This is a genomic window from Pseudomonas sp. I3-I5 (genome assembly GCF_022699445.1).
Lineage (GTDB): Bacteria > Pseudomonadota > Gammaproteobacteria > Pseudomonadales > Pseudomonadaceae > Aquipseudomonas > Aquipseudomonas fulva.
This window is the reverse complement of record NZ_CP093940.1, coordinates 3,811,029-3,828,311: the sequence shown is the minus strand read 5'-3', so window position 1 is coordinate 3,828,311 and position 17,283 is coordinate 3,811,029. Positions and strand designations below refer to the sequence as shown.

1 protein-coding gene is annotated in these 17,283 nt (G+C 67.2%); it reads right to left on the bottom strand.

The genetic code is table 11. The features are described from left to right. Nucleotides 1-60: 60 nt before the first annotated feature. Nucleotides 61-17,226: a BapA/Bap/LapF family large adhesin gene (locus tag MOP87_RS17050; protein WP_242809831.1), complete on the bottom strand. Its 17,166-nt coding sequence runs from the start codon at nt 17,224-17,226 to the stop codon at nt 61-63. Nucleotides 17,227-17,283: the final 57 nt, after the last annotated feature.

Genomic DNA, 17,283 nt, shown 5'->3' with positions numbered 1-17,283 from the left:
TCCTTACTGCTGGTCATCGTCCTTGCCCCCGGGGATGTACCCGGCGGGTTTGCAGCGGCCTCAGACCACATGGATACCGCTTTGCACCCACAAGTGGTGACTCGGATCCTCCTGAGCCGTGTACTTGTTATAGTCGATACCGTCGGCAGTTTGGTTCCCCACCTTGCTCCAGGTGTCGGTCATGTGAACCGAGTCACTGTCATCCCCCTTGATGATCAGCGTGTCGCTGGCGCTGTCGGTAACCGCCACCACGTCGGCCAGGGTCAATGTGAGGGTTACTGCGCTGGTGTCGTTGAGGTCGATGGTGTCGATCTCGTGCACCCGACCGACCAGGTTGCCCAAGTCGATGCTGGCATCACCGCCATTCCAGAGCAGCGTGTCGTTCCCGCTCCCCCCGTTGATGCTGGCAAAGCCCTGGTCGCTGATCACCAGGGTATCGTTACCAGCGCCCCCGTCGAGCGTGACCGCGCTACCGGCGCTGGCCACCAGCGTGTCATCGCCATCGGTGCCGGCGATCACCTCACTGGCAGCGACCGTGGCGACACTGGCCAGCGCCGCGCCCTCGTCACCGGTGTCCGCCATGATCGCAGTGGTGGCGGCAAAGCCTGTGACCGGGTCGAGGTTGATGGTGAGCGTGGCGGTGTCGGTAGTGCCATTGGGGTGGGTCAGCTCGTAAGTGAACACCTCCCGTTGCCCGATCACCGACGAGCTGAGACCGGCATCGAGGGTATAGGCATAGCTGCCATCGGCCTGCACCACCAAGGTCCCGTAGCTGCCCTGGGCGATGGCCCCGTTGTAGCCCGGGATGGTGAAGGTGTTCGCCGCCGTCAGCACGCTCAGCACCGTCAGGGGCGAGCCCAGATTGTCGGCGCCCGCGCCGTCGGTCAGCAGGTTGCCGGTGACCGGCGTATAGCTGCCCACCACGAACTCATTGAGGTGAGTGGCCGTGGCATTGACCGTTGTGGTCAGCGAGCTGAGCAGCCCAATGCCGCCTGCGGTGACCCGCACGTGGTAGGTGCCGGCGCCCTGGTTCTGGAAGGTGTAGCCCGCTCCCCCGCCCAGCAGGGTGACCAGTGAACCACCGCCGACGGTCTGCACCGTCACGTACTGCCCGGTGGCCGGGTTGAGCTTGAGCAGCTCGAGCGTGGTGCCGTTGAGCAGGGTCAGCAGGTTGGCAGAATTGAGCACTACCTGTACATCAGCAGTGGTATTGGCTGCCACGGTAGTGGTGTACGTGGCCGAGCGGGTACCCACTACCGGCAAGGACAGCGGTGAGAACGTGGTGGTGCTGCTGGTTTGCAGGTTCACCAGGCTGATGTTGGTGTTGTCGACGTCATTCACCGCGTCCACTACGGTGGCTGGCGCTGCATAGTTGGTGTTGCTCCACACCTCGGTGGCTTGTGGGCTGTCAATGCGCACATACAGGTTGGCCGTGTCGGACTTGCCGTTCGGATGCACCAGCTGATAGCTGAATACATCCACCTTGCCGACGCTGCTCGGGCTGCCGTTGGGGGTATAGGTGTAACTGCCATCGCCCCGTATTACCAAGGTCCCGTACTGGCCCTGCACGGTGGTAGCGCTGCCAGCGGCCACATAGCTCCCACCCTTGAGCACTTGCAGCACCGCGTCGCTGTCCGGCCCACGCGCATCGGTCGTGCCGTCGATACCCACATCGGTGACGACGTTGCCGGACGTCGCTGCGCCCGTACCGGTGAACTGGGTCAGGCTGGTGGTATCGACCTGCAACGTGGTGTTGACCGTGGTCAGCAGGCCGATACCGCCGCTGCCCACGGTCAGCCGGTAGTCACCGGCACGCAGCTCGCCGATGTCCACGCGCAGGCCTTGGCCCAGCGGCAGCAATACCAGGTCGAGCAAGCCCTGGCTGTTACCGGTCGCCAGCGTCACCCAGGCGCCGCTGGCATTTTTCACTTGCAAGGTGAAGGTGGCGTTGTCCAGCAGGGCCAGGGCACTGCCCGTGTTGAGCGTCAGCGTTGGATCCGCCGTTGTGCCTGCTCCCACTGTCCAGGTAAAGGTCTTGCTGAAGCCCGCCAGCAGGGTGCTGAACGAGTCCTGGTAGGTACGGCTGCTGACGACGGGCGCAAGGTTGACCACGGCGGTCGCCAGGTTGTCGCTGGCGATGACCGGCGCATCGGCGTCCACATCGGGCGCTGTGACGGTGACGTTGCCCGACACGTTGCCGCGTGGGTCGCTCAGGGTGATCGACAGTAGCTGGCCATTGTCCTGTGGTGGGTTCAAGGCCACGGTGAAGCTGCCGTTAGGCTGCACGGTACCGGTTTGCAGCACCGTGCCGGTTGCGCTGCGCACGGTGACGGTGGCGCCGGGCTCGCCGGTACCGGTCAGGCTGGTACCGTCGGCATTGACCTGGAGGTTGCCGGCGACCGCTGGCGGGGTGAAGTCCGGCGCGGTCAACGCGGTGGGCGTCGAAACGTTGCCTGCCGCGTCCGTGAGCGTGACCGACAACGCCTGGTTGTCGATCTGCGCGGCCGCCAGGCTGACCACGAACAGGCCGTTGCTGCCGACCGTGGCGGTGCCCAGCACCGTACCGGCGCCGTTGCGCACTTGTACCGTACTGCCGACCTGGCCCGAGCCGCTGACGGCGGTGCCGGTGGGGTTGATGGTGGCAATCGGCGCGGCAGGCGGCGTGGTATCGGGTGCGAGCACACTGGCGCTGCCGGACAGGTTGCCGGCGGCATCGGTCTGGCGCACCACCAGCAGTTGCCCATCGTTCTGCGGCGAGGTCAGGGCGATGGTGAAGGTGCCGTTGGCCTGCACCACACCGGTACCGACCTGGCCACCTGGGCCTTGCACGGTAACGGTAGCGCCTGCTTCGCCGTTGCCGGTCAGCACGGTGCCTGCACCGTTGACCGTCACGTTGGTCGGCGCAGCCGGTGGTTGGAGGTCAGGCGCGGTGAAGGCCGTGCTGCCAGAGGCGTTGCCCGCCCCGTCGGTCTGGCTGACGTTCAGCACCTGGCCATTCAACTGCGGTGCATTGAGGTTGATGCTGAACTCGCCTGCGGCGTTGACCTGCCCGGTGCCCAGCACCGCATTGCCGGCGCTGCGCACGGTCACGGTTGCGCCCGCTTCGCCGGTGCCGGTCAGTACCAGGCCATTGGTCGACAGCGCGGCGATGACAGGGTTTGCAGGCGGGGTGATGTCTGCCGCCACCACGAAGGTCGGCTGCGATTCGCCGCCAACCAAGGCAACGGCCGTGACGGTCAGTTGCTGCCCGTTGAGCTGTGCAGTCGTCAGTTGCAGGCTGAACGTACCGTTCAAGGTGGCGCCGCCGACACCAATCTGATTGCCTGCTGCGTCGTATACCCGAATGCCTGTTCCCGAAGGCGCATTGCCCGACAAAGTCAGGCCATCGCTGGCCAGCACGACATTGGTAGGTGGTACAGGAGGGGGTGCCAACGGCGTGACGAAGGTGATGCTGGCAGACGTATTGGCCGCCGCATCGGTCTGGTAGACCACCAGCGACGCCACCGAGCCGGCAGGCGGACTGGTGACGATCTGGAAGGTCCCGGCCTCGCTGACTTCACCGGTACCGATCACCGTCCCGTTTTTGCTGATGGTAACGGTTGCGCCTGGCTCGCCACGGCCCGTGATCACGGTGAAGGTGTTGTCCACCGCCAGGTCTGTGACGGCATCGGGCGGCGAGGTATCCCGGGCCAGCAAGGTGGCCGGGAGTGAGGTGTTGCCTGCTGCGTCGATGGAGACGACGGTCAGAAGCTGGCCGTTGTCCTGGGCTGGATCCAGGGCGATCGTGAAGGCACCGCCCGCCGCCACCTGCACAGTGCCGACTTCGACACCGTCCGGCCCGCGCACGCTGATGGTGGTGCCGGCTTCGGCCGTGCCGGTGAGGGTCTGGCCGGTGGCATCGAGCACCAGGTCGCCCGGCTGCACCGGTGGGGTGAGGTCAGGCGCTTGCAATTGCACCCCCGGCGATGGGTTGCCGGTGGCGTCCTGGGCGATGAGGGTCAGCACTTCACCGTTGATCTGTGCCGGCGTCAGTGCCACCACGAAACGGCCGTCAGCGGCGACGACAACCTGGCCTACCAGATCGCCCTGGCTGTTGAGCACCGTCACGCGCGCCCCGACTTCGGCCGTGCCGACCAATTGGGTGCCGCTGCTGTTGATGGTCGCCACCACTGCTTCAGGGGGCGTGATGTCCAGTGCGGTCAGGGTGCTGACCGGCGAGACGTTCTGGGCAGCATCGGTCAGGGTCACCTGCAAGCGCTCGCCATTGAGCTGCGGGGTTTGCAGGGCGATGGTGAAGGTGCCTGCGGCGCTCACCACACCCGTGCCGATCTGTGTCGTGCCCACGAACACCCGCACGGTGGCGCCCACTTCACCGACGCCACCGAGGGTGTCGCCGGCCGCATTGAGCCGCAACTCGGTCGCCGCTGCTGGCGGCGTCAGGTCTGGCGCCTGCACCGTGACCGCCTCGCTGACGTTGCCGGGTGGGTCGGCCTGCAGCACGGAAAGCACTTGGTTATCGATCTGAGCCGGCGACAGGTCCACACGGAAGCTGCCGTCGGCCAGGACCGTGCCCGTGCCCAGCGTCACGCCCGCTGCATCCCTGACGGTTACCGTTGATCCCGGCTCACCAAAGCCGGTGACCACGCTGCCATCGGCGTTGATCACTACCTGCGTCAATGGCTCTGGTGGGGTGAAATCAGGCGTTTGCAAGGTGGCGACCGGCGAGACATTACCGGCCCCATCGGCCTGGGTGAAGCTCAGCACTTCGGCGTTGGTGAGCGGCGGGTCGAGGGTCAGCGTGAAGTTGCCGCTGGCATCGACAATGGCGCTGCCGATGTCCTCACCCGCTGCATTGGTGACGGTCACTGCTGCGCCGGCTTCGCCGCGCCCTGTGATGGTGACGCCGTCACTGGAAACCGCCAGCTCTGCCGGTGCGGTTGGCGGCGTGGTATCGGGCGCGGTGATGACGCTGGCGCCCGATTGGTTGCCGGCGGCGTCGGTCAGCAGCACCTGCACCTGTTGCCCGTTGGCCTGAGGCGCGGAGAGGTTGACCTGGAAGGTGCCATCGACGCGCACGGTGTCGGTGCCCAGCACACTGCCGTCGGCAGCGATCACCCGCACGGTGACGCCTGGCTCGCCTGTCCCGTTGAGCAGGCTGCCACCGCCAGCGAAGGTCAAGTCCTGTGCAGGTGTTGGCGCGGTGCGGTCCGGCGCGGTAAGGCTGACGCTGTTCGATTCGTTACCGGCCACATCGGCCTGGCTGGCATTGAGCAGCTCGCCGTCCAGTTGTGCCGTGGCCAGCGTGGCGCTGAAGTTGCCAGCAGCATCGACCACGGCAGTGCCGAGTTCGATACCGCCTTCGCCAGTGATGGTCACGGTAGCACCCGGTTCGCCGCGGCCGGTTACGACCAGGCCGTCGCCAGACAGCACCAGGCCGGTGAGCGGTAGCGGCGCCGTGGTATCCGGCGCCTGCAGCGTGGCAGGCAGCGATACCGCGCCGTCGGTGCCAGTAGCGGCGACCAGCAGCACTTCGCCGTTGGCCTGTGGGCTGCCAAGGTTGACCGTGAAACTGCCGTCATTGGCCACCGGGCTGCTGCCCAGAAGTTGCCCATTGGTGCCGTACACGTTGACGGTGGTGCCGCTGGCTGCCGTTCCCGAGACCGACAGGCCGTCGGCGGCCAGGACCAAGTCTGCCGGGGTTGCCGGTGCCAAAGGCCCAGGGGCGTTGATCGATTGGGCAGGCGAGACGTTCTGTGCTGCGTCGGCTTGCACCACGCTCAAGGTTTCACCCACCAGTGCCGCAGGGCTGAGGCTGACGTTGAAGCGACCGTCGGCTGCGACCACTGCTGTGCCCAACAGGCTGCCATCGGCTGCACTGACGCGCACTGTGGCACCGGCCTCACCGCTACCCACCAGGCTTGCGCCGTCGGCGGACACGGCCAGGTTGCTGACGGCGGCTGGCGGCGTGGTGTCCGCTGCGGTATAGGGCGCAGCGGTCGAAACGTTGCCGGCAGCGTCGGTGGCGGTCACCTGCAGGGCCTGCCCATTGGTCTGGGGCGCGTTGAGGGTTACCTGGAAGGTACCATTGGCGGCGGCGACTGCCGTGCCCAGCACGTTGCCGGCGTTATCACGCACGGTCACCGTGCTGTTTGCTTCGGCGCTGCCGGTCATCTGCAGGCCCGACGGGGCGAGCAGCAGGTTGACCGGTGCGTCGGGGGCGGTGAAGTCCGGCGCAGTCACGGCAACCGCCACCGATGTGTTGTTGCCCGCATCGGTCTGGGTGACGCTCAGGCGCTGCGCGTTGAGCTGGGCGCTGTTCAGGGTCAGGGTGAAGCTGCCATTGGCCGCGACCAGTCCTGTACCGAGGATAGTGCCGTCGACCCCGCGCACGCTGACGGTGGCGCCTGCTTCGCCCAAGCCGGTCAGGGTCAGGCCGTTGTTGTTCAGCACCACGTTGGTCAGGGCGGCAGGGGGCGTGAGGTCTGGCGTGGTGAGGTTGACGGCAACCGAGGTATTGCCGGCGGCATCGACCTGGGTGACGCCGATGGCCTGGCCATTGGCCTGGGGCGTATCGAACACCACGGTAAAGCGGCCATCCACACCCACCGTCGCGGTTCCCAGCACGGTGCCGGAAGCGTTGCGCACCTGCACGGTGGCGCCGGGTTCACCGCTGCCGGACAGCTGCCGGCCATCGCCGCTCAACTGCGCGTCGATCACTGCCGCTGGCGGTGTGCGGTCTGGGGTCGCGAGGCTGGCCGGCGCCGACACGTTGCCGGCTGCGTCGCTGAGGGTGACCTGCAGCGCGCTGCCGGTGGTCTGGGCACTGGGCAGGGTGATCTGGAACTGGCCACTCTGGTTGACGGTGCCGGTGGTCAGTACCGCGCCGCTGGCATCGCGAATCGTCACCAGCGCCCCGGCTTCACCCTGGCCGCTGACGACCGTGGCTGCGTTGTTCAAGCTCAGGTTGTTGGCAGCCAGAGGCGCCTGCAGATCGGGGGCCTGCAAGGTCGCAGCCAATGACACATTACCGGCCGCGTCCGCCTGGGTCACGATGAGGTTCTGGGCGTTGGCCACTGCCGGGACGAAGTTGACCGTGAACAAGCCATTGCTGCCTACGGTCGCGCTGCCCAGGAAGTTGCCCAAGCTATCGCTGACACGCACGGTAGCGCCCACTTCGCCCTGGCCGGTCAAGGTGCTGCCGATACGGTCGATGGCCACGCCTGTCGGTGCATCAGGCGGCGTGGTGTCTTCGGCAACCACGGTGGCTGGCACCGAGGGTTGGCCGCCTGCCGTGGCTCGCGCGGTGACCTGCAATTTCTGCGCATTGAGCTGGGCATTGAGGAAGAACACGCGGAAGATGCCGTCGGTGCCAACCGTCGCCGTGCCCAATGTGGTACCGGCGGATGTCACGGTAATCAAGGTACCGACGGTGCCCTGGCCGGTCAGGAGGAAGCCGTCTTCGCTGATCGCCAGGTTGCTTGGGGCCGCCACTTCGTTACCGGTCGGGCCCTGCAGCTGCACGTCGGTGGAGGCGTTGCCGGACGGGTCGATCACGACCACGTCGACCGTTTCGCCCGTGCTCAGGGGCGGGTCGATCGGGATCACGAAGGTGCCGTCCGGGCCGGCCGTATCACTGCCGCGCTCGGAGCCATCCGGGTTGCGGATGACCACCGTGCTGCCAGGTTCGGCCGTGCCGCCGACCGTCGTACCATCGGGGCTCACGCTGACATTGGTAGCTGGCAGCGGATCGGTGTTGTCCGGTGCTGTCACGCTGATCGGCACCGATGCATTGCCGGTCGGGTCGGTGACCACGACGGTGACGGTCTCCCCATTGTTTTGCGCGGTGGGCAGCGTCACGCTGAAGCCGCCGTCGGCGTCTACCGGGACAGTGACTTCACCGCCGGCACTGTCGCGTACCGTGACGGTCTGGGCGCCAGGCGCGTTACCGGTCACAGTGGTGCCGTCTTCGCTGACCACCACGCCGGTGGGTTGCGCAGGTGGGGTGATGTCCGGCGCGGTGACCCGTCCTGGCGAGGAGGCGTTGCCGGCGCCGTCGATCAATACGACGTCCAGCACCTGGCCATCGAGCTGCGCAGGTGACACGGGTACGGTGAAATTACCACCCTCAGGCACCAGGATACTGCCCAGCACGGCGCCGCCAGCGCCCCGTACTTCCACCGTGGCGCCGGGCTCGCCAACGCCCTGGATGGCAGTGCCGCCCGGGGTGATGACAAGACCCGTAGCGGTTGACGGCGGTGTGCTGTCGTCAGCCGTGAGCGTGGCTGCAGGTGACAGGTTGCCCTGTGCGTCGATGAGGATCACCGACAGCACTTCACCATTGGTTTGCGCTGGGGTGAGAGGGACTTCGAAGTTGCCATCTGCCCCTACTTCGACGCTGCCCAGCACATTGCCGGCGGCATCGCGCACCTCGACAGTGGTCCCGGCCTCACCTTGACCGCTCAGTACGTTCCCGGCGTCATTGAGCGAGAGGCCAACAGCCGCCAGAGGCGGTGCGAGGTCGGGCGCCGTCACGGTGCCCGCCGGGGACGGGTTGCCGGCAGGGTCGGTCTGTATGATCGACAGGTCCTGGCCACCGAGCTGCGCGGGTACCAGGGTGACGCTGAAATTGCCATCGGCTTGAACCTCGGCAGTGCCCAGCACGATGCCAGCCACACCGGTCACCGTGACTTGTGCGCCAGGCTCGCCCGTGCCGGTCACGAGGGTGCCATCGGCTGATACCAGCAGGGTGCCGGGTAGGGCAGGCGGTTCGTTGTCCGGTGCAGTCAGATCGACGGCTTGGGACAGGTTGCCGGCAGCATCACGCTGTTCGACACTCAGCACTTGGCCATTGGTCTGCGCGGGGTCGAGCGTGACCGAGAAGGCGCCATTGCCGCCTACCTGGGCGAAGCCCAGCACGGCGCCGTTCGGCGCGCGTACGGTCACCGTGGCGCCGGCTTCGCCAGTACCGCTCACCACGCTGCCTGCGCCGTTGATGACCGCATCGGTAACCTGCTGAGGTGGCGTGGTATCCGGCGCCGTGAAGGGTACAGGCCCTGCGCTGTTGCCCAGGTTGTCGGTGGCTTCCACGCTCAAGCTTTCGCCGTTGCGCTGGGCAGCGGACAGGGTGACGTCGAAGCGTCCGTCAGCCCCCACGGTTGCGCTGCCCAACACAGCGCCGCCTGCGTCGCGGACGGTGATGATCGAGCCGACCTGACCCACGCCGGTGAGGTGGATACCCGCCGTGTCGATGGCCAACGCAGAAGGCTGCAGCGGGCCGTCCAGATCAGGCGCCGTGAGGGTGGCGCTGGAGGTGTTGCCGGCGCCATCGCGCACGGTGACTTCCAGGGTCTGGCCATCGGTTTGTGGTGACGTCAGCTGCACGCTGATTACGCCGTTGGCACCGATTTGAGCCGTGCCGAGCACGTTGCCATCGGCATCGGTGACCTGCACCGTGGCCCCTGCCTCGCCCCGTCCGGTCAATACGCTGCCATTGGTGTTCAACTGCAGATCGGTAGGTTCATTGGGGGCCGTGATGTCGGGAGCGACGATCTGCACGGGCAGCGAGGGGGTGCCGTCGCCGTCGACGGCGACCACATCCAGGGTTTCGCCGTTCGCCTGGGCCGGTGTGAGCCCCACGGTGAAGCTGCCGTCAGGGTTGGCCTGCACGGTGCCGATGACATTGCCCTGGGCATCGCGTACTTCAACCTGAGCGTTGCCCGGTGCGGTGCCACTGACCGAGGTGCCGTCCCCAGCCACCACGATATCGGTCGGGCTGGCCGGTACAGGGGCTTGCGAAACGGTGACGTCTATCACCGTGGAGGTATTGCCAGCTGCGTCGGTCTGCACCAGCGAGATGGCCTGGCCGGCCGCCAGCGGCGCATCGAGGTTGACGACGAAGGTGCCGTTGACCGCGACAGTCCCCGTGCCGATGACAAGGCCCTCATCATTGCGCACCTGTACGATGGCGCCCGGTTCACCCCTGCCTGCGACGGCGAGGCTTCCCGCACCTGCTTGCACGTTGCTGACCGGCACTGGCGGCGTGATGTCGGGGGCGACATAGCCCAGCGGCACCGAGCTGTTACCCGCAGCGTCGGTCACGGTCACGGACAGGGCCTGACCGTTGGCCTGCGGCGGGTCGAGTATGAGGCTGAAGGTGCCGCCGGGCTGGGCGATGGCGCTGCCGATCAGGGTGCCAGCGGCATCGCGCACTTCAACGCGCGCGCCGGCCTCGGCAGTACCGCTCAAGGTCACGCCGTTTTCCAGCGCCAGATTGGCAGGCTGCAGCGGCGCCACCTGGTCAGGCGCGGCCAGCGAGCTTGGCGCCGAGACGTTGCCCGCTGCATCGGTAAGGGTGACCTGGAGCGCCGAGCCGTCAATCACCGGCGTCTGCAACTGCACCACGAAGGTGCCGTCGGCTTGTACCGTGCCGCTTGCCAGCAGCTGCCCCTGATCATTGCGCACTTGCACGGTGGTGCCGACTTCGCCGCGCCCGGAAACGGTGGCGCCATTGGCACTGATCACAAGGTCGGTGGCAGGTTGTGGCGGCGTGGTGTCGCCCCCGTTGTCAATCACAGGCGCAGTGACCGAGCCTGGCAACGAGGCATTGCCGGCGGCATCGGTGGCATTGACCTGCAAGACCTCGCCGTCGACCTGTGGCGGATTCAGGGTGATGCTGAAGACACCGGTTGCACCCACCACGGCTGACCCCAGCACAGTGACCCCGTCAGCGGCCAGCACACGCACGGTGCTGCCTGCTTCGGCGCGCCCCGTGACCACGCTGCCGTCGCCATTGACCTGCAACTCGCCGGGGATGGCTGGTGGCGTGATGTCCGGCGCCGTCACCTGCACGGGCAGGGAGGCGTTTGCTGCGCCATCGATGGCCACCACGTCGAGCAGTTCGCCGTTGGCCTGAGCCGGGTTGAGCACCACGGTGAACGTGCCACCGGCACCTACCACCACACTGCCGACTACGTTGCCATTGGCATCACGTACCTGCACCTGGCTGCCTGCCGGGGCCGTGCCGCTGATGCTGGTGCCGTCGTCGGCCACCACCAGACCGCTCGGGCTGGCCGGGGCCGGAACAAGGGGGACGTCGAACAGCAGCGGTTCGGACGCATTGCCGCTGGGGTCGGTCTGCACGAGATTCAGGCGTGCGCCGGGCTGGGCGGGTGGGGTGAGTTCGAGCAGGAAGGTCCCGTTGCCACTCACGGTGCCGCTGCCGATCACAGTGCCGGTCGCATCGCGCACTTCCACGCGCGCGCCCGCTTCGCCTCGACCGGCCACGGTCAAGCCGGCGTTACCCACCACGACATTGCTTACCGCAGCCGGAGGCGTGATGTCCGGTGCTTCGAACTGCAGCGGGGTCGAGGCGTTGCCGGCGGCGTCCACCAGGCGTACATCGAGTGCTTCGCCGTTGGCCTGCGCGGGTGCCAGGGTGAGACTGAAGTTGCCGTTTGCATCCACCAGGCCGGTGCCGATCACGGCCCCACCAGCGGTGCGTACTTGCACCGTTGCGCCAGGCTCGCCACGACCGGTAAGCGTGATGCCGCCTTCAAGGGCAAGCTCGGTTGGCTGGGCGGGCGCCAGCAGGTCGGGGCTGACCACGGTGGCGGGGGTGGATGCGTTGCCGGCGGCATCGGTGAGCACGACTTGCAGGGTGCTGCCGTCCTTGACCGCAGGGTCCAGGTTGACCTGGAAGGTGCCGTCGGCATTGACGGTTCCGCTGGCCAGCAGATTGCCTTGGCCATCGCGTACCTGCACCGTAGCGCCAGCTTCACCGCGCCCGTTCAGTTGCGCGCCGGCAAGGTTGATGGCCAGGCCCGTGGCAGGTGCAGGCGGGGTGTTGTCCACGGCATCGATATCCGGCGCGGTGACATTACCCCCAGCAGAGGTGTTGCCCGCTGCGTCGGTGGCCGTGACCTGCAAGACCTCGCCGTCGACCTGTGGCGGGTTCAATGTGATGCTGAAGCGGCCAGTGGCGCCGACCACTGCGCTGCCCAATACCGTGATGCCATCGGCAGCCAGCACACGCACGGTGCTGCCGGGCTCGCCACGTCCGCTGAGCCCCGTGCCGTCGGCATTGATGGCCAGTTCGCTTGGCGTTGCAGGCGCAGTGATGTCCGGGGCGATGATCTGGGTGGGCAGGGAAGAAAGCCCTGCACTGTCGATCGCGACCACATCGAGCAATTCGCCGTTGGCTTGTGCGGGTGCCAGCTCGACGGTGAAGCTGCCGTCAGGGCCTGCGACTGCGCTGCCAAGCAACGCACCGTCCGCCCCGCGCACTTCCACCCGAGTGCCTGCCGGGGCGGTGCCGGTGAGGGCGGTACCGTCTTCGGACAGTGCCAGCTCAGCAGGGCTGGCGGGTGGATTGGTCGCCGGCACCGCGATTGTCACGGGGATAGAAGCATTGCCGCTGGGGTCTACCTGAATCAGCCTCAGTTGCTCACCGGCCTGCGCGGCAGGGTCGAGGTTTACCAGGAATGTGCCGTTGGCGGTGACTACGCCGCGACCTAGCAGATTGCCATCGATGTCACGCACTTCAACTGTGGCACCGGCTTCGCCACGACCACTGAGTGCGGCCCCCCCTGGGCCGACCAGAAGATTGGTCACGGCTTCGGGTGGGGTGATGTCCGGGGCATCGAACTGCAACGGGTCAGACGTGTTGCCAGCTGCGTCTACCAGGCGCACGTCCAGCGCCTGGCCGTTGGCCTGGGCAGGAGAGAGGGTGACCGTGAACAGGCCGTCGTCACCCACGATTGCCGAGCCGATCAAGGTACCGGTTGCGGTACGGACCTGCACGATGGCACCCGCTTCACCGCGACCGGTCAGGGTCACGCCGCCAGCCAAGGCCAGGTCGGTTGGCTGCGCCGGGGCAATCAGGTCAGGGGAGGTAACGGTCGCGGGCTGGGACACGTTCCCCGCGGCATCGGTGAGCGTGACCTGCAGGTCGCTGCCGTCCTTGACGGCGGGGTCCAGGTTGACAGTGAAGGTGCCATCGGCGGCCACGGTGCCTGTTGCAATCAGGTCACCGGTCGCATTGCGCACTTGGACGGTAGCTCCGGCTTCACCGCGACCGCTCAACTGAGTACCCGCCACACCCACGACCAGGTTGGAAGCCGCTTCAGGCGGCGTTGTATCGCCACCGCCATCGATATCCGGTGCGGTGACCGAACTGGCCTGGGATGCATTGCCCGCGGCATCGGTGGCAGTGGCTTGCAGCACTTCGCCGTCTACCTGAGCAGGGTTCAAGGTGATGCTGAATACGCCGGTAGCGCCGACGACCGCCGAGCCCAGCTCGGTGCCGTCAGCGGCCAGAATACGCACGGTGCTCCCCGGCTCGGCGCGGCCCGTGACCACGGTGCCGTCGGCGCTCACCGCCAGCTCCGCGGGGGAGGCAGGCGCTGTGATATCGGGGGCGGTGATTTGAGCGGGCAGTGACGACACATCGTCGGCGATGGCCACCACATCCAGCAGTTCGCCATTGGCTTGGGCGGGGTTCAGGTCGATGCTGAAGCTGCCGTCGGCATTGGCGATGGCGCTGCCGATCAACGCGCCGCTGGCATCGCGCACCTCGACGCGTGAGCCTGCCGGAGCAGTACCGCTGAGCACGGTGCCGTCGGCGTTTACCGCCAGGTTGGCAGGGCTTTCCAGGGCTGGCGTCAGGGGCACTTCGTAGTCGACTGCGGGCGAGGCGTTGCCGCTAGGGTCTGTCTGCACCAGGCTCAGTTGCTCGCCGGGTTGCACGGCGGGGTCGAGGTTGACCAGGAAGGTGCCGTTGGCGGTAACCACGGTGCTGCCCAGCAAGGTACCGTTCGCATCGCGCACCTCGACCGTCGCACCTGGCTCGCCTCGGCCACCGATCACGTTACCGCCAGGGCCGACCAGCACATTGGTGACCGCCTCTGGCGGGGTGATGTCAGGGGCATCGAACTGCAAGGGTGCCGAGGCATTGCTTGCCGCATCGACCAGGCGTACGTCCAGTGCCTGGCCGTTGGCCTGGGCAGGGGAGAGGGTGATGCTGAAGGCGCCGTCTGCGCCCACGGTGCCTGTGCCAATCAAGGTGCCGGCAGCATCGCGCACTTGCACGGTAGCGCCTGGCTCACCGCGCCCGGTGAAGGTGACACCATCGGCCAGGGCCAGGTCGGTGGGTTGCGCAGGCCCCACAAGATCTGGAGATGCCACGCTGGCGGCTGGCGAAATGTTGCCTGCCGCGTCGGTCAGGGTGACTTGGAGGCTGCTGCCATCCTTGACGGCGGGGTCCAGGTTGACGGTGAAAGTGCCATCGGCGCCGACAGTGCCCGTGGCGAGCAGGTTGCCTGCCGCGTCGCGCACTTGCACGGTGGTGCCGGCTTCGCCGCGACCGGTCAGTTGGCTGCCTGCCAGTCCGATGACCAAGTTCACGGGCGCGTCTGGCGGGGTGACATCACCGCCACCATCGATGTCCGGTGCTGTGACTGCGCTGGCTTGGGATATGTTGCCCGCAGCATCGGCGGCAGTGGCTTGCAGCACTTCGCCGTCTACTTGGGCAGGGTTCAAGGTAATGCTGAACACGCCGGTGGCGCCGACGACCGCCGAGCCCAACTCGGTGCCGTCAGCGGCCAGAATACGCACGGTGCTGCCCGGCTCCGCGCGGCCGGTGACCACGGTGCCGTCGGCGCTCACCGCCAGCTCTGTGGGGGCGGTGGGCGCCGTGATATCAGGGGCGGTGACTTGGGCTGGCAGTGACGACACATCGTCGGCGATGGCCACCACATCCAGCAGTTCGCCATTGGCCTGGGCGGGGTTCAGGTCGATGCTGAAGCTGCCGTCGGCATTGGCGATGGCGCTGCCGATCAACACACCGCTGGCATCGCGCACCTCGACGCGCGAGCCTGCCGGAGCCGTACCGGTGAGCACGGTGCCATCGGCGTTTACCGCCAGGTTGGCAGGGCTTTCCAGGGCTGGGGTCAGGGGCACTTCGTAGTCGACTGCGGGCGAGGCGTTGCCGCTAGGGTCTGTCTGCACCAGGCTCAGTTGCTCGCCGGGTTGCACGGCGGGGTCGAGGTTGACCAGGAAGGTGCCGTTGGCGGTAACCACAGCGCTGCCCAGCAGGGTACCGTTCGCATCGCGCACCTCGACCGTCGCACCTGGCTCGCCTCGGCCACCGATGACGGTACCGCCCGGGCCGACCAGCACATTGGTGACGGCTTCTGGCGGGGTGATATCAGGAGCGTCGAATTGCAAGGGCGCCGACGCGTTGCCTGCCGCATCGACCAGGCGTACGTCCAATGCCTGGCCGTTGGCCTGGGCAGGGGAGAGGGTGATGCTGAAGGCGCCGTCTGCGCCTACGGTGCCTGTGCCGATCACGGTGCCGGCAGCGTCGCGCACCTGCACGGTAGCGCCTGGCTCACCGCGCCCGGTGAAGGTGACGCCATCGGCCAGTGCCAGGTCGGTGGGCTGCGCGGGCCCCACAAGATCTGGCGACGCCACGCTGGCGGCTGGTGAAGTGTTGCCTGCCGCGTCGGTCAGGGTGACTTGAAGGCTACTGCCGTCCTTGACGGCAGGGTCCAGGCTGACGGTGAAGGTGCCATCAGCACCCACGGTGCCCGTGGCGAGCAGGTTGCCTGCCGCGTCGCGCACTTGCACGGTGGTGCCGGCTTCGCCGCGGCCGGTCAGTTGGGTGCCAGCCAGGCCTACCACCAGGTCCACCGGTGCATCCGGCGGCGTGGTGTCACCGCCATCGACCAAGGGCGCGGTGATGTTGGCTGCCGGCGACGTATTGCCTGCCGCGTCGGTGGCGCTCACGGCCAAGGCCTGGCCAGTGGTCTGCGGGGGTTGTAGCGTGATGCTGAACAGGCCGTCAGCGCCCGCGATGGCGGTGCCCAGCAACGCGCCGCCGGGGCCGCGTACCGAAACGGTAGACCCGGGCTCGGCCCGCCCGGTCAGGGTGGCACCCTGGGCATCGACGGCCAGGTTGGTCGGTGCGAGCGGCGCCGTGAGGTCTGGCGCTACGACAGCGCCCGGTGCAGAGACGTTGCCAGCGGCATCGGTAAGGGTAACTTGCAGGTTCTGGCTATCGAGCTGCACGGGTGTGAGCACCACCTCGAAGGCACCATTGGCCCCCACCACGCCGCTGCCGATCACATTGCCGGCAGCGTCGCGAACGTTGACCGTAGTGCCGGGCTCCCCACGGCCCGAAAGGCGCGTGCCATCAGCGGACACAGCGAGCGCCACGGGCGCATCAGGAGGGGTGGTATCGGTGCCATCGACCACTGGAGCGGCAATACCGGCTGCGGCGGACGTGTTGCCCGCTGCATCCTCAGCCGTGACTTGTAACGCCTGGCCCGCTGTCTGCGCCGGTTGCAGGGTAACGCTGAACACTCCGTCCGCCCCTGCCGTGGCCGAGCCCAGCAGCACGCCGTCGGCCCCTCTGACCGACACCGTGGAACCGGGCTCGGCACGGCCGGTGAGCGTTGTACCCTGGGCGTCGATCGCCAGTTCGGTTGGCGCCAGCGGAGCGGTCGCATCCGGTGCGGTCACGGTGCCTGGTGCAGACACATTACCGGCTGCATCGGTCAAGGTCACTTGCAGGTTTTCGCTGTTGATCTGGGGGGCGTTGAGCGCTACATCGAAGCTGCCATCGGCCCCGACCGTACCGGTACCGAGCAGGTTGCCAGCCGCATCGCGGATGTTCACGATCGCACCCGCTTCACCGCGCCCCGACAGGCGCAGGCCATCCGGGGAAACCAGCAGGTCGATGGGGGTCGCCGGGGCCGTGGTGTCAGGCACTGCACCGCCACCACCGCCGCCGCCGCCACTACCGCCGCCTACCGCCGCCGCGCCGCCGCCCACGCCGAGCAACCCCAGGCCTGCGATGGCCCACGTCGGCATGGCATCGCCCGCCGTACCGATGCCTGCAACCAGTTCGTCCAGAGAAGCCACTTCGTTGAAGGTGAAGCCGGTGAACGCCTGGGCGTCGTATTCGGCTTGCCAGAGGGTACCGTCTTCGCCGACGAACACCATGTCGCTGCCAACGCCAGCCTGATTCACCGCGAAGAAATTGCCGATGGTGACCTTCTCGCCGGACTTGAGCGTGACGATCAAATCCTGCCCGCGTTGGGTGACGGTGGCGACCTGGTCGGGGGCGACGGGCATTTGCACGACGCCTGGGCCATTGAGACTGATATTGCCCCAGGCATTCTGGGTGGCGACGGCGGACTGCTTATCGGCGACGACGATGTTTTCCATGAAGTGCTCCCTGCTGGTCGACTGATCCCCCCCGGCCTGAATGTGGCCGGCATTGCT

Coding starts and splice junctions, on each gene's coding strand:
- MOP87_RS17050 (WP_242809831.1), bottom strand. CDS start 17,226: ATGGAAAACATCGTCGTCGCCGATAAGCAGTCCGCCGTCGCCACCCAG.